The organism is Kocuria aegyptia (genome assembly GCF_039530085.1).
Classification (GTDB): domain Bacteria; phylum Actinomycetota; class Actinomycetes; order Actinomycetales; family Micrococcaceae; genus Kocuria; species Kocuria aegyptia.
On record NZ_BAAAOA010000024.1, the window covers coordinates 54048 to 75797 of the forward strand.

Consider the following 21750-nt stretch of genomic DNA (forward strand, 5'->3'; position numbering starts at 1 on the left):
ATGGCGCGGCGGCCGGCGTGGCACGAAGTGGGGACACCCCGCCCGCCGGGTGTCCCCCGTTGGGCGCACGGTCGGCGCTGTGCATTACGTCACGTTGCGGGTCCCTGCCCCGTGCCCCGGGCCCCGTGCCCGGGCGCTCAGCCGCGCAGCCCCGGGAAGTCGGCCTCCGTGTACTCGACGCCGTACCCGTCACCCCCGGGGGTCGAGGTGCCGGAGCGGTCCGCGGCCTGCTCCCGCTCGCGCAGCACCACCCGGCGGATCTTGCCGGAGATCGTCTTCGGCAGGTCCGTGAACTCGACCCGGCGCACCCGCTTGTAGGGGGCGAGGTTCTCCCGGGCGAAGCGCAGGATCTCCCCCGCGAGCTCCCGGGTGGGCTCGGCGCCGGCGGCGAGCACCAGGTAGGCCTTCGGCACGGCGTGCCGGACCGGGTCCGGCGCCGGGACCACCGCGGCCTCGGCCACTGCGGGGTGCTCGATGAGCACGGACTCCAGCTCGAACGGGGAGATGCGGTAGTCGGAGGCCTTGAAGACGTCGTCGGTGCGGCCCACGTAGGTGTAGACGCCGTGCTCGTCCCGGCGGGCGATGTCGCGGGTGTGGTACCAGCCGTCCTTGACGACCTCGGCCGTGCGCTCGGGCTCGTCGATGTAGCCCGCCATGATCCCGGGTGGGTCGTCGTCGACCTTCAGGCAGATCTCGCCCTCCTCGGCGGGCGCGCCCGTCTGCGGGTCGAAGAGGTCCACGACGAACCCCGGCAGGGGCCGGCCCATGGCCCCCGGCACCACCGGCTGTCCGGGGGTGTTGGCGATCTGCAGCGTGGTCTCGGTCTGGCCGTAGCCGTCCCGGATGGTCACGCCCCACGCGTCCTGCACCCGGCGGATCACCTCGGGGTTGAGCGGTTCGCCGGCGGAGACGGCGGACGTGGGCGGGTCCTGCACGCGGTGCAGGTCGGCCTGGATGAGCATCCGCCACACGGTGGGCGGGGCGCAGAAACTGGTGACCCCGGCCCGGCCCATCTGCTCCAGGAGCCCGGCCGCGTCGAAGCGGGCCTGGTTGTGGATGAACACGGTGGCCTCCGCGATCCACGGGGCGAAGAAGTTGGACCACGAGTGCTTGCCCCACCCCGGCGAGGCGATGTTCAGGTGGACGTCCCCGGGGCGCAGGCCCATCCAGTAGACGGTGGACAGGTGCCCGAAGGAGTAGGAGTAGTGGGTGTGCTCCACGAGCTTCGCCTGGGACGTGGTGCCGGAGGTGAAGTACAGCAGCAGGGCGTCCCGGGAGCGCGTGGCGCCGTCCGGGACAAAGACGGGGTCCGCGGCCGCGGCCTCCGCATACGGGTGCACGGGACGGCCGGGCAGCTGCGGGCGCACCGCCTCGACCTCCGCACCGGCGCCGACCACGACGAGCTCGTAGTCCCCGTCGACGCCCGCGAACTTGGGCGCGTTGGCGGTGTCCGTGACGACCCAGGAGACCTTGCCCCGCTGCACGCGGTCCAGCAGATCGGCGGGCGGCATCATGACGGCGGTCGGGATCAGCGGCGCGCCGAGCTTCATGCCGGCGAGCTGGGTCTCCCACAGCTCGAGCTGGTTGCCGAGCATGAGCAGCACGCGGTCGCCGCGCCGCACCCCCAGGCCCCGCAGCCAGTTCGCAGCGCGGGACGAGGCCTCGGCGAGCTCCCGGAAGGTCCGCCGGATCTCCGTGCCGTCCTCCTCGACGATCCACAGCGCGTCCCGGGCCCCGCGCTCCGGGTCCCGGGCGACGTGGTCGAACCAGTCCAGGGCGTAGTTGAAGTGCTCCATCCGGGGCCAGCGGAACTCCGCACGGGCCCGGTCGTAGTCCTCGCGCAGCTCCAGGACCCGGTCCCGTGCCGCCTCGTACTGCTCGGAGACGCCGGGGGCGGCGTCGGACATCGCGCTCGTGGGGACCGGCTCGGACATCGGGGACCTCCATCTTTCCGCTGCGGGCCGGGCGGAACCGTCCGGCGGGCCATCCCGAGCAGTCTAGTGCGGTGTCTGCCGCCCGCACGGGCCCGGGGCCGGCTCTGGAAGGATGGGTGCCGCACCCCCCTCGGAAGGAGCCCGTCCCGCCATGCTGTCCCCGGCACCCGACGTCCCGGTCCGAGCCGGCGCCCGCGAGTGGGCCGCCCTCGTGGTCCTGATCCTGCCGGTGCTGCTGATCTCCGTGGACAACACGGTGCTGAACTTCGCCCTGCCGGAGATCTCCCGCGAGCTGTCCCCCACCGGCACGCAGCTGCTGTGGATGGTGGACGCCTATCCGCTGGTGCTCGCCGGGCTGCTCGTGCCCATGGGCTCCCTCGGGGACCGGGTGGGGCGCCGCCGGCTGCTGCTGGTGGGCAGCACCGGCTTCGCGGCCGTGTCCGCGCTCGCCGCGTTCGCCCCGACCGGGGAGGTGCTCGTCGCCGCCCGGGCGCTGCTGGGCCTCTTCGGGTCGATGCTGATGCCCGCCACCCTGTCCCTGCTGCGGAACCTCTTCCACGACCCCACGCAGCGGCGTGCGGCCATCGCGGTGTGGGCCACGGGCTTCTCGGCGGGCGGGGTCCTGGGGCCGGTCGTGGGCGGGCTCCTGCTCCAGCACTTCTGGTGGGGGTCCGTGTTCCTCCTGGCGGTCCCGGTGCTGCTGCCGCTGCTGGCCCTGGCCCCGGTGCTGGTGCCCGAGTCCCGCAACCCGGCCCCGGGTCCGGTGGACGTGCCCAGCGCGGCGCTGATCATGACCGCCATGGTGGCGCTGGTCTACGGCCTCAAGGAGCTCGGCGGGCACGGCCCGTCCCCCGGCGTGCTGGCCGCCGGGGTCGTGTCCGTGGCCGCCGGGGTGCTGTTCGTGCGCCGCCAGCTGCGCAGCCCGGTGCCGATGCTGGACCTGCGGCTGTTCCGCCACGCCCCGTTCACCGGCGGGCTGCTCAACAACCTGGTGGTCTCCACCACCTTCATCGGCTTCCTGTTCTTCGTCTCCCAGCACCTGCAGCTCGTGGAGGGCATGCCGCCCCTGGAGGCGGGTCTGGCGCTCATGCCGGGCGCGGTCGTCACGATCGTCTCGGGGTTGCTGGTGGTGCACGTGGTCGGCTTCGTGCCCCCGGCGCTCGTGCTCGGCGGAGGGCTGCTGGTCATGGCCTCGGGCTTCCTGCTCGTCCTGCTCGGGGACCTCTCCGGCGGGCTGGTGCTCGTGGTCGCCCTCATGGTCGTCGGGCTGGGCTCGGGCGCGGCCCAGACGATCGCCGGGGACCTGATCCTGACCGAGGTGGCCCCCGAGCAGGCCGGCGCCGCCTCGGCGATCTCGGAGACCGCCTACGAGCTCGGCGCCGGGCTGGGCGTGGCGGTCCTGGGCACGGCCGTGACCGCGACCTACGCCCGGCGGGTGACCGTGCCGCCCGGGCTGGAGCCCGAGCAGGCCGCCACCGCGTCCGAGACCCTCGGCGGGGCGGTCGACGTCGCCGCCGTCCTCGGCCCGGACGCCGCCGGGCCGCTCCTGGCCTCGTCCGTCGCGGCCTTCGAGGCCGGCGTGCACCTCTCCGCCGGGATCGGCGCCGCCCTGCTGGCCGGGACCGCCGTGGTGGTGGGCCTGCTGCTGCGCCGGGTCCCGCGGCTCCGGCGCCGGTAGCGGCTGCGCTCAGCCGGCCGAGCGCAGCCGGACGTGCTGCTCCACCCGGGCGACGTCCCGGGGGTGCGGTGCGCTGTCCCGGAACCGCTCGAGCAGGACGTCGACGTGCTCGCGCACCTGCCGCTGCACGGACGGGTGGACGCTCGCCGCCCCGATGCGGGCGGCGAGGTCCACGAGGGCGAGCAGGGCGCTCACGTGCCCGGTGGCGTGCGGGCCGATCTGGTCGAACGGCATGTCCACGATCTCCTCGATCCCCACCGTCCCGTAGCGGAGCCGGTGCACGCCGTCGACCACCATCGTGTTGCCGGGCAGCGGGCGCGAGACGGCCGCGACGATCCCGGGCGCGACCTCCTCGATCGCGTTGACCGCGGTGTAGGGGTCGTTGGTGCTCGGGGAGAGGGCGCGGACGGCGAGCTCCACCACCTGCTGCTCCGCGAAACGGACGTCCTGGAGCGCCGAGCGCGAGTCGCCCAGCCGGACGCAGCGCCGCAGCCGGCCCGCCAGCTCCTCGGCCCGGTGCTCGGGCCACACCCGGACCAGCGGCTCCGCCGCCAGGACGTGGTCGCCCACCCGCGGGACGAGCTCGACGACGACGTCACCGGCCTCGGCGTGGTCCCGGAGCCGCTCGAGGTCGACGCCGACGACGTAGCCCGCACCGTCCGCCCGGACCTCTCCCCCGCCGCTGCGGCGCCCCGCGGTCCGGATCAGCTCCTCCGGCGTCGCCTCCGGGTGCCACCGCTCGATCACGTCCAGCAGGCGCCGGCGCGCCCCGTGGACGAGGGTGTCCACCTGCACGGAGTCCGCGATGTGGTGGATGAAGTAGACGATCAGGGCGACGTCGGCGACCGCCATCAGCACGGCGAGGTTGACCGCCAGGTGCGGGACGAAGGGCTGCGCGAGGTCGTCGGAGGCCGAGCGGATCGTGCGCAGGACCAGCAGGCTGTAGATGAAGGTGGAGACCAGCACGCCCAGCACCACCTGGTTGCCGCGGTCCGCCATGAAGTTGCGCACCAGCCGGGGCCCGTAGGTGGAGCTGGCCGTGGCGATCACCGAGATGGTGATGGAGAAGGCGGTGGCCGCCACCGCGAGCATCGACCCGCCGATCGCGGAGAGCATCGACCGGGACCCGTCGATGCCCACGGCGTAGACCCACGCGATCCACGGGGAGCTCAGGTCCTCGGGCAGCCACCGGTCGACCGCCACCACGGACTGGGCCAGGACGACGGCGGCGAGCACGCACGCGGCGGGCACGCACCAGAACCTGTCCAGCACCCGGTGCCAGAAGCCGGAGAGCTTGTTCATGGGGCCACCCTAGACCGGCGCCCCGCGCCGGTGGCGGCAGGCTGGGCACCCGGACCCGCTCGCCGGCGGCTGAGTCCGGCCCCGGCTGCGACCTACACGGGATCGTCGGGGCCGGTGTCGTCCGGGCGCCGGTCCCGCCGGGCGAAGCGGACCACCCGCACGGCGATCACCGCGGCCCAGAGCAGCAGCAGGACGAACACGAAGGCGCTGAACACCCCGTCCTCCGAGGACCAGGTCAGCACCTGGCCCGCGAGCAGCAGCACAGCGGTCGCGGACAGGAGGACGAGGGCGGTGCGCTCACTGCTGCGCTCGGACATGGCGGCTCCTGCCGATCGGCGTCCTGGTCCCCGGATCCTCGCACATCCCGGGGAGGTGCGTCCTGCCGGCGGCCCGGCCGACTTCTCGACCTGCCCCCGGAACGGCGGCCCGCCGGATACCGTGGAGTGGTCCCCGACAGAGAGGCTCCCCGATGCGCCGCACACTACCCGCCGTGGCCCTGCTCGCGCTGACCCTGACCGGGTGCGACGACCGGCCGCAGGAGGTGGAGAGCACCCCCGGCGTCTCCCCCACGTCCTTCAGCCCCCCTCCCCCGGTCACCGTCACGCCGACCCCCACGCCGGACGGTCTGCCGACGGATCCCGAAACCGGGTCCGCGGCTCCCGCGCCGGACCAGCCGGGCCCCGAGTCGGTCCCCACGCCCTCCGAGCAGCTCGACGGGCCGTAGGCCGGCCCCGACGGGCCGGCGTCGTCGTCCGGCCGGACAAAAGTGCAGACGACGCCGACGGACGTCTACACCTCGATCCCTCGGCGACACGCGCGGGTCACACGCGCCCCCGGGCCCTCGCATGCATAAACATGGACATGCCCCCTCTCCCCGGAAGGTCCCCCATGTACGAGAACACCGCTCTCGTCCCCCGCCCCCGCTGGGCGACCCGTCAGGAGCTGACCGACCCCGAGACGGTCACCAACTCGCGGGAGCTGCCCGCCCGGTCCCTCGCCGGCCCCTCACCGGTCGCCCTCCTGGAGACCTGGGAGGTCATCACCACCGCGGACGGCTCCTACGCCCACCGCGACGGCTTCGTCCTGCACATCGGCCACGAGGCGTGGACCGTGGAGCAGGCCCGGGCCCTGCGCGACCGCATCGGTGAAGCCCTCGCCCTGCTCGACCAGTAGCACCACCAGCACTGCCGCGCGCGCCGGGAAACCTACTGCGGGCGAGCAAAGAACCCCACCGGCCCCGGACGCACCGGGAGTGGTGGGGTTCTGTCGCTGGTGGGCCCCGTGGGGCTCGAACCCACGACCCATGGATTAAAAGTCCACTGCTCTACCAACTGAGCTAGAGGCCCGTGCTCTACCGGCAGGCACGGGGCGCGGCCGGTCCGGAGCGGGCACCACTCTACCGCACGGTCCCCACCGGGGGCCGGTGCCCGCCCCGGGAGGAGATCCGCCCCGGATTCGCACAGCCGCCTGACGGTTAGAGTGGTGGGCAGTCCCGAGCCACCCACGCCGACCCGACCGGAGGACCGACCGTGCCGCAGCCGAGCACCGAGGAACAAGCACGCGCGGAGACGGGCCTCTTCGGTCCCTCGGCCGTCACCGAGTACCTCGAGCAGGTGGTGGAGCAGCTGCGGGACGTCCGCGGCGGCGAGCCCAGCCCGTCCGTCCCCGCCCTGGCCGGAGCCGACACGGAGCGCTTCGGCATCGTCATCGCCACCGCGGACGGCCACGTGTACGAGGCCGGCAGCACACGGGACGAGTTCAGCATCCAGTCGATCTCCAAGGCGTTCACCTACGCGCTCGCCCTCTCCGACCTCGGGGCGGAGGCGGTGCACGCGAAGATGGACGTGGAGCCGAGCGGGGACGCGTACAACGAGATCTCCCTCCAGCCGGGCTCCGGGCGCCCCGCCAATCCCATGATCAACGCCGGCGCGATCGCCTCGACGTGGCTCGTCCCGGACAGCGACCGCGACCTGCGCCGGGACCGGATCCGCGAGGCCTACTCGCGGTGCGCGGGCCGCGACCTGGCGATCAGCCCCGAGGTCCTCGCCCAGGAGCACGACGCCGGGGACCGCAACCGCGCCCTCGGCTACCTCCTGGCCTCCGCCGGCATCATCGAGGGGGACCCGACCCAGGCCCTCGAGGACTACTTCGCCCAGTGCTCGGTGCTGATCACGTGCCGCGACCTCGCCCTGATGGGCGCGACCCTCGCCAACGCCGGCACGAACCCGCTGACCGGGGAGCAGGTCTTCGACGTCGACACCGTCTCCCGGGTGCTCTCCGTCATGAGCTCCTGCGGGATGTACGACGACGCCGGTGAGTGGATGGTCCGGGTGGGCCTGCCCGCGAAGTCCGGGGTGGGCGGCGGCATCATCGCCGTCCTGCCCGGGGAGCTGGCGGTGGCCACCTTCTCGCCGGCGCTGGACCGGCACGGCAACAGCGTGCGCGGGGTGCTCGCCTGCGAGCGGCTCTCCCAGGACCTCGACCTGCACTTCACGCACACCGCACGGGTGGCCCGCTCCACGGTGCGCGCCAGCTACCCCATCGACCAGTCCCCCTCGCTCGTGCGCCGCAACGCCGAGGCGGAGGAGGTGCTGGCCGAGCACGGCAAGGACGCCGTCGTCGTGGAGCTCCAGGGGGACCTGCTGTTCACGGGCACGGAGACCGCGATCCGCACGGTCCGCGACATTGCCTACGACGCCTCGTACGTGGTGGTGGACATGCGCCGGGTGGACGTGATCGCCGAGTACGCGATGCCGCTCCTGGCCAAGACCCGGGCCGAGCTGCACGCGGCCGGCCGCACCGTGGTGGCGGTCGCCACCGACCCGGGCTTCGCCGGCTCCTTCGAGGGCGATCCGCCGCTCGAGGTGTTCCCCAGCCGGGCCAAGGCCATCAAGTGGGTCGAGGACCGGCTGCTCGAGGAGCACGGCGGACCGGAGTGCACCCCGTCCCGGGTGAAGCCCGTGGAGTCCGAGCTGTTCTCCCGCCTGGACCCCGACGACGCCCGCGAGCTCCGCACGCGGACCGTCGAGCGGACGTGGGCTGCCGGGGAGAACATCCTGCGCACGGGGCAGAACTTCGCCGGGATCCACCTCATCGTGAGCGGGAGCGTGTCGATGTCCCTGCGCACGCCCACCGGCGAGCGCGTCGAGCTGCAGGTCCTCGGCCCGGGGATGAGCTTCGGGGAGCTCGCCCTGGGCACCGGGGACAAGCAGCACGTGACCCTGAGCGCCGTCACCGACGTCACCGCGCGGGTGCTGCCCCCGCAGGCGCTCGCGGAGCTCGAGCAGGAGCAGCCCGCGCTGGGGCTGCGGCTGTGGAAGGCGCTGGCCCGGGACGGCTTCGAACGCGCCGACCAGCAGTGGCGGGACGCGGCCGTGCACGCCTCGGCCAGCGACTGGTGAGCACTCCGTGGCCCGCCGCGGGGGGCCGCGGCCGTACGCTGGACGCATGAGCGAAGCGCCCCGCCACCACAAGCCGGTGAAGTTCTCCCCGGAGCAGTTCGCAGCGCACGAGGGCGGCCCCGACCCGGCCCGCGTCTCCGAGGCGGCCCACCTCGCCGCCCACGCCCTGGTCTCCCGCGGGCGCGCCAGCGACGACCCCGAGATCAGCCGGCGGCTCATCGAGCTGACCGACGAGCAGGGCCTCGAGGGCATCGCCGAGATGTGGGCGGAGGCCCCGGCCGTGTCCCTGCCCGGGGCCCTGTGGCGGCTCTACGCCCTGCGGGCGGGGGTGCGGAAGGACCCGGTCCGGATGGGCCGCTACTTCGCGGCGGGGCGGGGCACCGCGCAGGTCTCGCACGTGGTGGCCGGCGTCGCGGAGCCCCCCGGGGCGGACGAGATCACCTCCATGGCGGACGCGATCCTCTCCGGCGCGTTCAACGGGGAGTTCGACGTCGCCCTGGATCGGTTCGCGGCCTTCTGCCGCGTGATCGCCCTCGGCCGGATCCGGCTGGCGGACACCGGGCAGGTGCCGGTCGTGGACCCGGACGCGGCCCGGGCGCCGAGCACCGTGGCCCTCACCCAGCGGCTCGAGCGGACCGCGGAGGAGCTCGAGGCCGCGGCGCACCAGTGGCGCCGCGGCCACCTCGACTGATCCCCGGCGGCTGCGTGCCCGGCCGTGCCGGAGGCCACAGCCGCAGGACTTGGCCCCGCGCGCACGTCGACTACCATGGAACGCAGGTGCCGGGCCGCGGCAGCCCCGGGCTCCATCACATAGCCGCCACGAGCGGCCTTCCGCCGAGAGGCGCTCCCGGTCCGGCACCGCCCCCCATCTTCCGGGACCACTGGCTGCCCACGGGCCGTTCGACGGCCCCATGTACAGTGAGACCCGCCGTGCTCCGCGGCGCAGGTCCCGACGCCCAGGACGGTCAGCACATGGCGCTTCGCATCTTCCCGGAGGACGAGCAGGTCCTGGATCTGCTGGCGGAGATGTCGGGACAGGTGACGGAGAGCGTGCGACTCCTGTCCGAGCTGATGGGCTCCCCCGAGGTCGACGTCGCGGCCCTCGACGCGATCCGCGAGTGCGAGGCCCGCTCCACGGACCTGTACTTCTCCGTGATGACCACCGTGCGCTCCACGTTCGTGATCCCCGTTCCCCGGCAGGACGTCTACATCCTGGGACACTGGCTCAACAAGGCCGCGGAGGAGCTGCTCGCGGTCGCGGAGGCCCACGTCGCCTACGCCCTCGCCCGGCCGCCCTCGTACGCCACCGACCAGCTCGGGGTGATCGAGCGGATGTCCGAGCTGACCACCCGGGCGATGCGCGACCTCGGCAGCCTCCAGGGCCTGGACGACTACTGGTACGAGATGCTGCGGCTGGGCAAGCAGTCCGAGCGCATCTTCCAGTTGCACATGGCGCACCTGCTCGAGAACCACAAGGCGATCCCGGCGATGCGGCGCGAGCGCGTCGTCCGACGCTTCGCAGAGGTCGCACGCACACTGGTGCGGGTCTCCACCGAGGTGGGCCGGATCGTCGTGGCGGAGTCGTGACCCCGTGCTGACCACCCTGACCGTCCTCGGGGTCGTCCTGGCCGTGGTCCACACCTTCGTCAACGGCTTCCACGACGCCCCCAACGCCCTCGCCCTGCCCGTGCGCTTCCGCGCCCTGACCCCGCGGGTGGGCCTCGTGTTCACCGCGCTGGTCAACGTCGCGGGCGTCTGGGCCGCCGGATACCTGCTCGCGGACTGGGTCATCCGGGGCGTCCCGGTGCCGCACGACGTGGTGGGCTCCGCGACGATCGTCTGTGCCCTGCTGACGACGGTGGGCTGGAACGTGCTCACCTGGTGGTGGGGCATGCCCAGCTCCTCGACCACGGCGTTGGCCGGCGGGCTGTTCGGGGCCCTGCTGGGCGCCCGCGCCGTGGATCTGGTGGCGGAGAACCCGCTCACGACCTCGGTCTTCTACCAGCTCGTCGTCCCCCTCGCGCTGGCGCCCCTGGCCGCCTACACCGCGGCCTGGGCACTCGTGATCCCACTGCTGCACCTGCTGCGGCACTCCGAACCGGACGCCACCACGTTCCGCTCCCGGCTCGCCCTGGCCATCGGCGCGTCGGCCGTGGCCTTCGGGCACGGCGTCCACCATGGCCGCCGCGCCACGTGGGTCTTCGCGACGCTGCTGCTGTGCGCCGGCCTGCAGGACCCCCTGGCGGGCGGCCCCGCCCCCTGGCTGCTCCTGGTCGTCGCGGCCGGGCTCGGCTCGGGCACCCTGTTCGGGGCCTGGCGGATCGCCTACACCCTGTCCTCCAGGATGATCACGATCGACCCGTTCCGCGGCGCGGTGGCCCAAGGGGTGGCGGGCGCCCTGCTGTTCCTGGGCGGGACGCTGATCCCGGTGCCGATGTCCACGTCCCAGACCACGGCCGCAGCGATCCTGGGCGCGGGACGGCAGCAGCGCTTCCACACGGTCAACGCCGGGGTGGTGCGGCGTGTCCTCCTCGTGTGGGCCCTCACCATCCCGGTGTGCGGAATGGTCTCCGGCACGCTCCTGCTCGCCCTCTCGCCGTTGCTCTAGAGGTGCCGCGGGCGGGCCGGGGCACCCCTGCGGCACGCTGTGTCGCAGGTCCCGCGCCGAGGACCGGAGCGCCGACGACGACGGGCGCAGGCCCCCCTCGCGAGGTGACCGGCGCCCGTCGTCGTCACCGGACGAGCCGGCTCAGCCGAATCGGCCGGAGACGTAGTCCTCCGTCTGCTGCTGCTTCGGGTTGCTGAAGATCTCCGAGGTGGGACCGTACTCGATGAGCTTGCCCGGTTTGCCCGTGCCCTGGATGTTGAAGAAGGCCGTCCGGTCCGAGATGCGGGAGGCCTGCTGCATGTTGTGGGTCACGATCACCACGGTGTAGTCCTGCTTGAGCTCGTTGATCAGGTCCTCGATCGCCAGCGTGGAGATCGGGTCGAGCGCGGACGCCGGCTCGTCCATGAGGATCACCTCGGGCTTCACCGCGATCGCCCGCGCGATGCACAGGCGCTGCTGCTGACCGCCGGACAGGCTCGAGCCCGGCCTGTCGAGGCGGTCCTTCACCTCGTTCCAGAGGTTCGCGCCCTGGAGGGAGTCCTCCACGAGGGCGTCGGCGTCGGACCGGGAGATCCGCTTGCTGTTGAGCTTCACCCCCGCGAGCACGTTGTCGCGGATGGACATCGTGGGGAACGGGTTGGGTCGCTGGAAGACCATGCCGATCATGGAGCGCACCACGACCGGGTCCACGCCGGGGCCGTAGAGGTCCTCGCCGTCCAGAAGCACCTTGCCCTCGGCCCGGGCACCGGGAATCACCTCGTGCATGCGGTTGAGGGTTCGCAGGAAGGTGGACTTGCCGCAGCCGGACGGGCCGATGAACGCGGTCACCGAGCGGGCGTCGATCCCCATGGCGACGTCCTCGACGGCCAGGAAGTCGCCGTAGTAGACATTGAGGTTCTCGACGTCGATTCGCTTGGACATGTGTGTTCCTTGCTTCTTTCTCGCGGAGGTGCGTGCGGGAGCTCGGGCAGAGCCGGGACGGCGCGGGTCAGCGGCCGGCGGCCTTGGGGGCGAAAGCCCTCGCGACGAGACGGGCGAGGAGGTTGAGCAACATCACGATCAGGATCAGGATCAGGGCTGCCGCCCACGCGCGCTGCTGCGAGGGGTCCGGATTGGTGGGTGAGGTGGGAGTGAGGATCTGGTAGTAGATGAACGTCGGCAGCGTGGTCATCCACCCGGAGAACGAGTTCCAGTTGATCGCGGTGGCGAAGCCCGCGGTGACGAGCAGCGGAGCGGTCTCCCCGATCACGCGGGCGATCGCCAGGGTCACGCCGGAGGCGATGCCGGAGATCGCGGTGGGGATCACGACCTTGAGGATCGTCCGCCACTTGCGCACGCCCAGGGCGTAGGCGGCCTCGCGCAGCTCGTTCGGGACGATCTTCAGCATCTCCTCGGTGTTCTTCACGACCGTGGGGATCATCAGCACGGTCAGCGCGACCGCCGCGACGAAGCCGAACCGTGTGGACGGACCGAACAGGAGGCCGAAGAGGGCCGCGGCGAACAGGCCGGCCACGATCGAGGGGATGCCCGTCATGACGTCCACGAAGAAAGTGATCCACCTCCCGAGCCAGCCGCCCTTCGAGTACTCCACGAGGTAGATGGCCGTGAGCAGACCGATGGGGACCGACATGAGCGTGGCCCAGAAGGTGATGGACACCGTGCCCACGATCGCGTGGTAGGCGCCGCCCAGCACCGGGGCATCCCCCGCCGCCGCGGCGTTGTCGGTGGCGCCCGTGACCCCGTTCATGGAGGTCAGCAGCAGATTGGAGGTCAATCCGGGAAGACCGTTGGCGAGCACCGTCCAGATCACGGAGACCAGCGGCACCACCGCCAGGATGAACGCCGCGTGGACCAGGTAGGTCACCAGGGAGTCGGCTCCCTTCCGCCCGCCCTCGACGGCGGTCACGGCGACCGGGGCGGCCACGAGGAAGAGCACGGCGGCGAAAACGGCCCACACGACCGTGGAGAATCCCACCACGGCAGCGAGTGCCGCTCCCACCACGACGGCGGCGACCGCGATCACCGGGATCAGCCACTTCGGTTTCTGGTTGCGCGTCAGGGTGGGCCGGCGGCCCGCAGGGCTGGGCGACGAGGTCGGCTGACGGAGGGATGCGGTCGACATCAGTTGGCTCCCGAGAATTCCTTGTAGCGGGCGATGATGGCGCGGGCGATCATGTTCACGATCAGGGTGATGAGGAACAGGATCAGACCGGCCGCGATGAGCTCGGACAACCGCAGCCCGTAGGCCTCCGGGAAGTTGAGCGCGATCTCGGCCGCGATGGTCTGGTTCCCCGACCGTACGAGCGAGGCCGTCAGCGGACCGCCCGAGAGTACGAGGGCCACGGCCATGGTCTCGCCGAGGGCCCGACCGAGGGCCAGCATCACCGAGGAGATGATGCCGGGGCGGGCGAACGGCAGCACGGTCATCCGGATCATCTCCCAGCGGGTGGCACCGAGGGCCAGGGCCGCCTCCTCGTGCAGCTTGGGCGTCTGGATGAAGATCTCCCGGGACATCGCCGTGATGATCGGCAGGATCATGATGGCCAGCACGATGCCGACCGTGAGCATGGTCTTGCCGGTCTGCGAGGCGGGACCGGAGAACATCGGGATGAAGCCCAGGTTCGCGGTGAGCCAGGCGAAGAAGGGCACGAGCGCGGACGCGAGGACCGTGGTGCCCCACGCGCCGTAGATGACGGACGGGATCGCGGCCAGCAGGTCGATGATGTAGCCGACCGGCTTCGCGATCCGCGCGGGTGCGTAGTGGGAGATGTACAGAGCCACCAGCACGCCGATCGGGGTCGCGATCACCAGGGCGATGACGGCCGCGATCACCGTGCCGATGATCAGGGGCCAGATGTAGGACCAGAAGCCGGCCCCGCCGGTGATGTTCTCGGCGGGTGCCTGGAAGGTGGGCAGAGCCTCCAGGAAGAGGAACAGTGCCACGGCTGCCAGGGACGCGAGGATCAGGATGCCCGCGCCGAGGCTGAACCCCGCGAAGACCGAGTCGCCGGTCCGGCCGCCGTCCGCCTCCTCCTCGACGAGGGCGGTGGGCTCCTTGGTGGTGAGGGTGGTGGACATGTCGTGCGCCCCTTCGGTGGCCTGGAACGAGCTGCGCCGGACGGGATCGGTCCCGGCGCCGGGATCCGGTGAGGCGCCTCACGTCGAGGACGCCTCACACAGAAACGTCCCGTTCGGCGCGGGCCCGGGCGCGAAGGCCCGGCCCGCGCCGAACGGGATCAGCGGAACAGGATCAGCCGGCGACCGTGATCTGGTCGAGGGCCTCCTGGGCCTGCGTGCGGAGGCTCTCCGACATCGGGGCGGACCCGGCGGCGTCGGCGGCCGTCTGCTGCCCGTCCTCGCTGATGACGTACTCGCCGAAGGCCTTGGCGAGGTCGGCGGTCTCCTGGGAGTCGTACTGCGAGCAGAACAGGTGGTAGGAGACGAGCACGATCGGGTAGGCACCCGACGCCGTGGTGTCGCGCTCGAGGTTCATCGCCATGTCGTACTCGGCGCGGCCCTCGACGGGGGTGGAGGACTCGACGGCGGTCGAGGCCGCCTCCGGGGAATAGTTCACGAACTCCTCGCCGACACCCACGGCCACGGTGCCGAGGTCGCCCACGGCGGAGGCGTCCGCGTAGGTGATGGCGCCCTCGGTGGCGTTGGTGGACTGGACCACGCCGGCGGTGCCCTTGTTGTTCTCCGCGGCCCACTGGGACGGCCAGTTGCCGGAGACCTCTTCGGTCCACACCTCGGGGGCGGCCGCGGCCAGGTACTCCTGGAAGTTCTCGGTGGTGCCGGACTCGTCGTTGCGGTGAACCACGGTGATGGCGGTGTCCGGCAGGTCGGCGTCCGGGTTGAGCTCGGCGATGGCCGGGTCGTTCCACTCGGTGATCTCGCCGGTGAAGACCTGGGCGATGGTCTCGCCGTCCATGTTGACGGTGTCGACGCCGGGCAGGTTGAAGGCCACCGCGATCGGGGAGATGTAGGCCGGGATGTGGAAGCCGCCGTCGGGACCACAGACCTCCTGGGACGCCTCGTACTCCTCGTCGTCGAGGTAGGCGTCGGTGCCGGCGAAGTCCGCGCCGCCGGCGGTGAAGGCCTCGCGCCCGGCGCCGGAGCCGTCCGGGGAGTACTGCACCTGGGCCTCGGGGTTGGCGCCCTGGAAACCGTTCTGCCAGGCCGTCATCGCGGCCTGCTGCGAGGACGCACCGATCCCGGTCAGCGTGCCGGAGACCCCGGCACCGGCGGCCGAGGTCTCGGCGGAACCGGACCCTTCGCCCGTGGCGTTGTCCGAACCGCACGCGGTGAGTGCGAGCGAACCGATGGCCAGAACGGCTGCAGAACGGCCGAGGTGGGAAACCTTCACTTGAATAGCCCCTTCAGATCACGGTGGTGCCCCGTCGAGGGGCCGTCGTTCGATGTGGCACCGGAAGAGTTCCGGACCATGGCGAGAGGGGGATCTGCGGTGCGACCGCGGACCTCTCACCCAGAGACGCTAGGGAGCGCAGATGGCCAGAGTGACCCGTGAAGGTGAACGGAGGGTGAACACAGGCCCTGGGAGCGCGGTCGAGTTGCGCATCTCACACTGCAGCCGTCCGGTCCCAGGACCGGTCCAGCGGGATCCTCCGGCACGCCGGGCGGCCCCGTGCCGCTCGCCTAGGATGGCCCCATGCAGCCAGGCAACCGTGCGCGAGCCGTCGCCCGCGCGGTGCGCAGCCGCACCCGGGTCGGTCTCACCCGGGTCCGGACGGGCGTGCTCCAGAGCTTCCAGATCACGGTCGCCAGCGTCGGGGCCTACGTGATCGCCGAGCAGCTGCTGGGCCACTCCGGGCCCATCTTCGCGGCCACCGCGGCCCTCGTGGCCCTGGGCTTCGCGAAGGACGGGCTGCGCTACCGGCGGGTCCTCGAGGTCTCGATCGGCTGCACCCTCGGCATCGCCGTGGGCGACACGCTGATCCACGTCCTGGGCACGGGCGTGTGGCAGGCCGGGGTGGTCCTCATGACCTCGATCCTGCTGGCCCGCTTCCTGGACAACGGCACGCTGTTCACCACGCAGATGGGGCTGCAGTCCGTGCTCGTGGTCCTGCTGCCGCCCTCCGAGGACGGGGTCTTCGCCCGCTCCACGGACGCGGTCGTGGGTGGGCTGTGCGCCCTGGCCATGGCCTACTTCGTGCCCACGGACCCGCGCAACCAGCCGCGCCAGGGCCTGCGGGCGCTCGTCGACGAGTTCTCCGGGGTGCTCCGGGAGGCGAGCCGGGCCACGGAGGACTACGACGCCACCGCCGCCTGGCACGCTCTCGTGCGTGCCCGGCAGACCCAGCCGCTGGTGGACTCGGTGACGTCCGGGCTGAGGTCCGCCCTCGAGATCGCCACGGCCTCACCGCTCTACCGCGGCCGCCGGGCCGAGATCGTGGGGATCGCCCACTCCATCCGCTACCTGGACCTCGCCGTGCGCAACGCCCGGGTCCTCGCCCGCCGGCTGGCCTCCGTGCTCAACCACGTGACGCTCTCGGACGAGGCCGTGGCGGCCATCAGCAGTGCCCTCGAGGACCTCGCGGACGCGGTCGTCACCCTGGGCAACGCGCTCGCGGTGGCCTCCCCCGGGTCCCGGGAGAGCTACCTGCGCCAGGCCCGCAACGAGCTGGCGAACGTGGCGGGGCGCCTGGACCCCGGACGGATGGGGGTGCGCACCATGGAGGGCGAGACCCTGGTGCTGGACATGCGCCCCATGGTCGTGGACCTGCTGGAGGCGGCCGGGATGACGCACGACGAGGCGCGGGACCAGCTGCCCCGGCTCGAGGGCTGGGACCGCGCCTGAGCACGGCCTCGTCGGTGCGGACCGCGGGGATCTGCGCGCTCACGGCGACGCCCTCCCCGGCCGTGGCCGCCGCCGGCGGCGGAGCAGGCCGGGGCGCCTGTGCCGTCCGACGCGGCGGCTAGCCTGGACGCCATGAGCACCCGCACCCGCCGCAACTCCCCCGCCTACCGCTGCACCGAGTGCGGCTGGAGCACGGCCAAGTGGGTGGGCCGGTGCGGGGAGTGCCAGGCCTGGGGCACGGTCGAGGAGATCGGCGAGCACAAGGCCCGCACCACCGCCGCCCGGTCGATCGCCGAGCCCGCCCGCCCCATCGCCCAGGTGGACGCCACCGTGGCGACCTCGGCGCCCACCGGGGTGCCCGAGCTGGACCGGGTCCTGGGCGGTGGGCTGGTCCCGGGCGCGGTCGTGCTCATGGCGGGCGAGCCCGGGGTCGGGAAGTCGACCCTGCTGCTCGACGTCGCCGCGCGCTTCGCGGAGGGCACGGGCCAGGGCACCCGCGACGTCCTCTACGTCACGGGCGAGGAGTCCGCGGCGCAGGTGAAGCTGCGCGCGGACCGGATCGACGCCGTGGCGCCCACCCTGTACCTCACCGCCGAGACGGACCTGGCCACGGCACTGGGCCACATCGAGAAGATCTCCCCCCGCCTGCTCGTGGTCGACTCCGTGCAGACCCTGGCCAGCGCCGAGGTCGAGGGCTCCGCCGGCGGGGTGACGCAGGTGCGCGAGGTCGCCGCCTCCCTGATCGCCGCGGCCAAGCAGCGGAACATGACCACGCTGCTCGTCGGTCACGTGACCAAGGACGGCTCCATCGCCGGACCGCGGCTGCTCGAGCACCTGGTGGACGTGGTGTGCCAGTTCGAGGGCGAGAAGCACTCCCGGATCCGGCTGCTGCGGGCGGTGAAGAACCGCTACGGCCCCACGGACGAGGTCGGCTGCTTCGACCTCACCGAGACCGGGATCACGAGCGTCGAGGACCCCTCGGGCCTGTTCGTCTCCCGCACGGCCCTGCCGGTGTCCGGCACGTGCCTCACGGTGACCCTCGAGGGCCGCCGGCCCCTCCTCGCCGAGGTGCAGGCGCTGCTGGACCGCTCGTCCACCGCCCAGCCCCGGCGGGCCACCGCCGGCCTGGACTCCTCGAGGGTCGCGATGCTGCTCGCCGTCCTGCAGCGGCGGGCCGGGGTGAACCTGGCCGGGCTGGACTGCTACGTCTCCACGGTCGGCGGTGTGAAGCTCACCGAACCGTCCACCGACCTCGCCGTGGCCATGGCGCTGGCCTCGGCCGCTCAGGACCGGCCCCTGCCGCAGCGCCTGGTGTGCTTCGGGGAGGTGGGCCTGGCCGGGGAGGTGCGGCCCGTCCCGGGCATCGGGCGCCGCATCCAGGAGGTGGCCCGGCTGGGCTTCACCCACGCGGTCGTGCCCGCGAGTTCCACCGGTCCGGGCCCGGTCCCGGCAGGTTTCACCGTGCGGGAGGTGACCACCATCAGCGACGCCATGGAGCTGCTCTTCCCCCGGTCCGGCGCCGCTCCTGCCCGGAACCGGCAGACCGCCGCGGCCGTATGATGTGACCGTGGCGAAGACCCCTGAGAACGCACTGCGCAAGACGCTGGCCCGCATCGCGCCCGGCACCGAGCTGCGCACCGGTCTCGAGCGGATCCTGCGCGGGCGCACGGGAGGGCTGCTGGTGCTCGGCTTCGACCGATCGGTCGAGGCCATCTGCTCCGGCGGCTTCGACATCGACACCGACTGCACCGCGCCCAAGCTTCGGGAGCTGGCCAAGATGGACGGCGCCATCATCTGCGACCGGGACGCCACCCGCATCCTCAAGGCCGGGGTCCAGCTCGTGCCCGACCCCTCGATCGGCACCACGGAGTCCGGCACCCGGCACCGCTCCGCGGAGCGCACCGCCAAGGAGACCGGGGTGCCGGTGATCTCCGTGAGCCAGTCCATGAGCGTCATCACCATCTACGTGGGCGAGACCCGCTACGCCATCGAGGGCTCGCAGTCGATCATGGCCCGCGCCAACCAGGCCCTCCAGACGCTCGAGCACTACAGCCACCGGATGGAACAGGTGCTCGGCAGCCTCTCCTCGCTCGAGATCGAGGCGTCCGTGACGGTGCGGGACGTGGCCCTGACCCTTCAGCGCATGGAGATGGTCCGACGGATCTCCTCGGAGATCGGCTGGTACGTGCTCGAGCTGGGCGTGGACGGGCGGCTCATCGCCCTGCAGCTCGAGGAGCTCACGGCCGGCACCGGCCCGGGTCCGGACGTGGTGCTGCGCGACTACCTGCCCGACGACACCCCCGCGGCGGGGATCGAGGCGGGGCTGGAGCGTCTCGCCGAGCTCACCCCCGCGGAGCTCATCGACCTGCAGCGGATCGCGGTGTCGGTGGGCCTCGTCGAGCCGCAGGGCAGCCTCGAGACGGACCTGCACCCGCACGGCTACCGGCTGCTGGAGGGCATCAAGTCGATGCCGCGGGCGGTGGCCAACCGGCTCGTGCGCCAGTTCGACGGCCTGCAGTCCCTGATGGCCGCCAACCTCGAGGACCTGAAGGCCGTCGAGGGCATCGGCGAGCAGCGGGCCCGCACGGTGCGCGAGTCCCTCTCCCGGATGGCCGAGACCAGCCTGCTCGAACGCTTCATGTGAGCCCCGCGCGGCACGCTCACTCCAGGACGAACGGCACGGGCTCCGCGGTGCGCTCCCCCAGGGAGGTCACCAGGCGGTAGTAGCCCGCCCGGGCCTCGCCCCCCGCCTCCGCGCAGCCCTCGGCGGTGCGCAGGCGGTTCCACGTCAGCCGGGCGCTCTCCTCCTGTCCGGGTTCGAGCGTCACCTCCGCGTCCTCGGAGCCGGCCTGGCAGTGCCTGCTGTCGAAGACGGTGTCCGCCCCCGAGGTCACCTCGTAGACCATCCGGGACGTGCCCGCGTTGACGCGGCAGGAGTCCTCTCCCGTGTTCTCCAGGGTCAGCACGAGGACCGGTTCGACGTCCCCGGGATAGCTCTCCCGGTCCGTGGCCGCCCGCACGGCCAGGTCGGGGCCGCACTCCTCGACCGGCCCCGCCGTGGCGGCCCCGGTCACCGGCGCGGACGCCGACGCCGACGCGCTCTCGTCCGGCCGCGGCGTGAAGTCCGCGAAGGGCTCCTCCGAGGCGGCGGCGGCCGACGCCGTGGCCGCCTCCGGGGCCGGGACGTCCTCCGTCTCCGCGGGGCCCAGCATGCCCGCGACGGCCGAGACCAGCCCCACGGCCACGAGCACGAGCAGCACGCTCGCCGCGAGGGCCGCCAGGAGCCGGCGGCGCCGGTACACCTCGGGGCGCTCGCGCCGGGATCCGGGGTCGCGAGGTGCTCGTCCGTCGTCGTCGTGACCGTTCCCCGACCGTCCGTGGGGGGTGCTCCCGGGTCCCTTCTGCGCCATGCTCCCAGGCTACAGTGGACTCCGATGAGCTCTCCGCACACCGTCCCGACCGCCGCCCCGGATCCCGGCCTGCCGGGCCTGCACCGGGCCGTGACCGACTGGTTCGACGACGCCGCCCGGGACCTGCCCTGGCGGGACCCGTCCTGCTCCCCGTGGGGGGTCATGGTCAGCGAGTTCATGCTCCAGCAGACGCCCGTGGTGCGCGTGCTGCCCGTGTGGCGGGCGTGGATGCAGCGCTGGCCCCGGCCCGCGGACCTCGCGGCCGAGAGCGCTGGGGAGGCCGTGCGCGCCTGGGGCCGGCTCGGCTATCCGCGGCGGGCCCTGCGGCTGCACGCGGCCGCCGTCGAGATCACCGAACGGCACGGGGGCCGGGTGCCGGCCGCGCACGAGCTGCTGCTGGCCCTGCCCGGCGTCGGCGCCTACACGGCCGCCGCGATCGCGGTCTTCGCCTTCGGGGACCGGCAGACCGTGGTGGACACGAACATCCGCCGCGTGCACGCCCGGGTCGTCTCGGGCCGGGCCCTGCCGGCGCGGTCCCTGACGGCCGCGGAGCTGCGGCTCGCCGAGGAGCTGATGCCCGCCGACGACGACCTGGCCGTGCGCTGGAACCAGGCGGTGATGGAGCTCGGCGCCCTCGTCTGCACGGCCCGCTCACCCCGGTGCGAGCAGTGCCCGGTGCGGGAGGCGTGCGCGTGGGTCGCCGCGGGACGGCCCGAGCCCGTCGAGGCGCCGCGGGGTCAGCGCTGGCACGGCACGGACCGCCAGGTCCGCGGGGCGATCATGGCGGTGCTGCGGGCCGGGTCCGCACCGGTGCCGGCCCGCCGGCTCACGGGGCCCGTGGACCTCGCCACGGGCGCGGGCCTGCCACCGGAGTCCCTGCGGGCCCTGGACGCCCTGCACGGGCTGGCCGCCCCGGAGGAGCAGCGCGTGCGCGCCCTGGACGGGCTGCTGCGGGACGGGCTGGCCGTCGCGGGACCGGCCGGGGTCAGTCTTCCGGGCTGAGCTCGAGCAGCATCCGGGTGTTGCCGAGGGTGTTGGGCTTCACGCGGGCCAGGTCCAGGTACTCGGCCACGCCCTCGTCGTGCGAGCGCAGCAGCTCGGCGAACACGTCGGGGTCCACCTGGTTCTGGTTGGGCATGACCTCGAAGCCGTACCGGCTGAAGAAGTCGACCTCGAATGTCAGGCAGAACACGCGCGAGACCCCCACGGCGCGGGCCCGCTCGATCAGCCCGGCCAGCAGCGTGCGCCCCACCCCGCGGCCCCGCCACGCGTCGGAGGTGGCGAGGGTCCGGACCTCGCCCAGGTCCTCCCACATCACGTGCAGGGCCCCGCAGCCGATGAGGCCGGTCTGCTCGTCGCCGACCGCCTCCACCACCAGGAACTCCTGGATGCCCTCGTAGTAGGCGACCGTGTCCTTGTTGATCAGCACCCCGGCGCGCGCCAGCGGGGCCACGAGGTCCTTGATGGCGGGGACGTCGGAGGTGCGGGCGGGTCGCAGGCGAAGCTCGGTCACGCCCCAAGTGTACGCTTGCGAACTCTGCCGCCCCGCGGAGGCTGCCCCCCGCCCCGTCCCCACTTGGGCGGACGCCGAGGGGCCCG

20 protein-coding genes and 1 tRNA gene are annotated in these 21750 nt (G+C 72.9%); 11 read left to right on the plus strand and 10 right to left on the minus strand.

Going from position 1 to position 21750, the window contains the following annotated elements:
* Nucleotides 1-137 precede the first annotated feature (137 nt).
* Nucleotides 138-1934, minus strand: coding sequence for an AMP-binding protein (locus tag ABD220_RS10485; protein ID WP_344122315.1), 1797 nt, complete (start codon nt 1932-1934; stop codon nt 138-140).
* A gap of 151 nt (nt 1935-2085) precedes the next feature.
* Between ABD220_RS10485 and ABD220_RS10490 the strand changes: the two genes are divergently transcribed.
* Nucleotides 2086-3612, plus strand: a complete 1527-nt coding sequence (locus tag ABD220_RS10490) for an MFS transporter (protein ID WP_344122317.1) — start codon at nt 2086-2088, stop codon at nt 3610-3612.
* A gap of 9 nt (nt 3613-3621) precedes the next feature.
* Here ABD220_RS10490 and ABD220_RS10495 read toward each other — a convergent pair whose 3' ends face one another.
* Both ABD220_RS10495 and ABD220_RS10500 read right to left on the minus strand, forming a co-directional pair.
* Nucleotides 3622-4914, minus strand: coding sequence for a DUF2254 domain-containing protein (locus ABD220_RS10495; protein ID WP_344122319.1), 1293 nt, complete (start codon nt 4912-4914; stop codon nt 3622-3624).
* Nucleotides 4915-5006: 92 nt separating this feature from the next.
* Complete coding sequence (locus ABD220_RS10500) at nt 5007-5231, minus strand: hypothetical protein (RefSeq protein WP_344122321.1); 225 nt, start codon at nt 5229-5231, stop codon at nt 5007-5009.
* A gap of 152 nt (nt 5232-5383) precedes the next feature.
* On the opposite strand from ABD220_RS10500, the gene ABD220_RS10505 reads away from it, so the two are divergent.
* Together ABD220_RS10505 and ABD220_RS10510 are read left to right on the plus strand one after the other, a co-directional pair.
* Nucleotides 5384-5638: a hypothetical protein gene (locus ABD220_RS10505; RefSeq protein ID WP_344122323.1), complete on the plus strand. Its 255-nt coding sequence runs from the start codon at nt 5384-5386 to the stop codon at nt 5636-5638.
* 164 nt (nt 5639-5802) lie between these two features.
* Nucleotides 5803-6087: a hypothetical protein gene (locus ABD220_RS10510; protein WP_344122325.1), complete on the plus strand. Its 285-nt coding sequence runs from the start codon at nt 5803-5805 to the stop codon at nt 6085-6087.
* Between the two features lie 97 nt (nt 6088-6184).
* On the opposite strand, the gene ABD220_RS10515 is transcribed toward ABD220_RS10510, so the two are convergent.
* Nucleotides 6185-6260: transfer RNA gene (locus ABD220_RS10515), tRNA-Lys, on the minus strand.
* Between the two features lie 183 nt (nt 6261-6443).
* On the opposite strand from ABD220_RS10515, the gene glsA reads away from it, so the two are divergent.
* From glsA to ABD220_RS10535, 4 genes are all read left to right on the plus strand, one after another.
* Nucleotides 6444-8315: a glutaminase A gene (gene glsA, locus ABD220_RS10520; RefSeq protein ID WP_344122327.1), complete on the plus strand. Its 1872-nt coding sequence runs from the start codon at nt 6444-6446 to the stop codon at nt 8313-8315.
* A 46-nt stretch (nt 8316-8361) separates the two neighbouring features.
* Complete coding sequence (locus ABD220_RS10525; RefSeq protein ID WP_344122329.1) at nt 8362-9006, plus strand: hypothetical protein; 645 nt, start codon at nt 8362-8364, stop codon at nt 9004-9006.
* Nucleotides 9007-9287: 281 nt separating this feature from the next.
* Complete coding sequence (locus ABD220_RS10530) at nt 9288-9902, plus strand: DUF47 domain-containing protein (RefSeq protein WP_344122331.1); 615 nt, start codon at nt 9288-9290, stop codon at nt 9900-9902.
* A gap of 4 nt (nt 9903-9906) precedes the next feature.
* Nucleotides 9907-10923, plus strand: coding sequence for an inorganic phosphate transporter (locus tag ABD220_RS10535; protein WP_344122333.1), 1017 nt, complete (start codon nt 9907-9909; stop codon nt 10921-10923).
* A gap of 141 nt (nt 10924-11064) precedes the next feature.
* On the opposite strand, the gene pstB is transcribed toward ABD220_RS10535, so the two are convergent.
* From pstB to pstS, 4 genes are all read right to left on the minus strand, one after another.
* A complete protein-coding gene (gene pstB / locus ABD220_RS10540; RefSeq protein WP_344122335.1) occupies nt 11065-11844 on the minus strand; it encodes a phosphate ABC transporter ATP-binding protein PstB in 780 nt (259 codons plus the stop codon).
* A 67-nt stretch (nt 11845-11911) separates the two neighbouring features.
* The gene (gene pstA / locus ABD220_RS10545; protein ID WP_344122337.1) at nt 11912-13045 is read right to left on the minus strand and encodes a phosphate ABC transporter permease PstA; all 1134 of its coding nucleotides are present in this window, start codon (nt 13043-13045) and stop codon (nt 11912-11914) included.
* Nucleotides 13045-14001: a phosphate ABC transporter permease subunit PstC gene (pstC, locus tag ABD220_RS10550; protein WP_344122339.1), complete on the minus strand. Its 957-nt coding sequence runs from the start codon at nt 13999-14001 to the stop codon at nt 13045-13047. The genes pstA and pstC overlap by 1 nt, the downstream gene beginning before the upstream one ends.
* A 172-nt stretch (nt 14002-14173) precedes the next feature.
* Entirely contained in the window at nt 14174-15289 is a 1116-nt protein-coding gene (pstS, locus tag ABD220_RS10555) for a phosphate ABC transporter substrate-binding protein PstS (protein ID WP_344122341.1), read from the minus strand.
* A gap of 303 nt (nt 15290-15592) precedes the next feature.
* Here pstS and ABD220_RS10560 point away from each other — a divergent pair, with 303 nt between their 5' ends.
* From ABD220_RS10560 to disA, 3 genes are all read left to right on the plus strand, one after another.
* Nucleotides 15593-16741: an FUSC family protein gene (locus ABD220_RS10560; RefSeq protein WP_344122343.1), complete on the plus strand. Its 1149-nt coding sequence runs from the start codon at nt 15593-15595 to the stop codon at nt 16739-16741.
* 132 nt (nt 16742-16873) lie between these two features.
* The gene (gene radA, locus ABD220_RS10565; RefSeq protein WP_344122345.1) at nt 16874-18301 is read left to right on the plus strand and encodes a DNA repair protein RadA; all 1428 of its coding nucleotides are present in this window, start codon (nt 16874-16876) and stop codon (nt 18299-18301) included.
* A 7-nt stretch (nt 18302-18308) separates the two neighbouring features.
* On the plus strand, nt 18309-19385 hold the full coding sequence (gene disA / locus ABD220_RS10570) for a DNA integrity scanning diadenylate cyclase DisA (RefSeq protein ID WP_344122347.1): 1077 nt from the start codon (nt 18309-18311) through the stop codon (nt 19383-19385).
* 16 nt (nt 19386-19401) lie between these two features.
* On the opposite strand, the gene ABD220_RS10575 is transcribed toward disA, so the two are convergent.
* On the minus strand, nt 19402-20151 hold the full coding sequence (locus ABD220_RS10575; RefSeq protein WP_344122349.1) for a hypothetical protein: 750 nt from the start codon (nt 20149-20151) through the stop codon (nt 19402-19404).
* Between the two features lie 24 nt (nt 20152-20175).
* Between ABD220_RS10575 and ABD220_RS10580 the strand changes: the two genes are divergently transcribed.
* Nucleotides 20176-21153, plus strand: coding sequence for an HhH-GPD family protein (locus ABD220_RS10580; RefSeq protein WP_344122351.1), 978 nt, complete (start codon nt 20176-20178; stop codon nt 21151-21153).
* Here ABD220_RS10580 and ABD220_RS10585 read toward each other — a convergent pair.
* On the minus strand, nt 21137-21664 hold the full coding sequence (locus ABD220_RS10585; protein WP_344122353.1) for an amino-acid N-acetyltransferase: 528 nt from the start codon (nt 21662-21664) through the stop codon (nt 21137-21139). The two genes, ABD220_RS10580 and ABD220_RS10585, sit on opposite strands and share 17 nt — an antisense overlap.
* Nucleotides 21665-21750 lie beyond the last annotated feature (86 nt).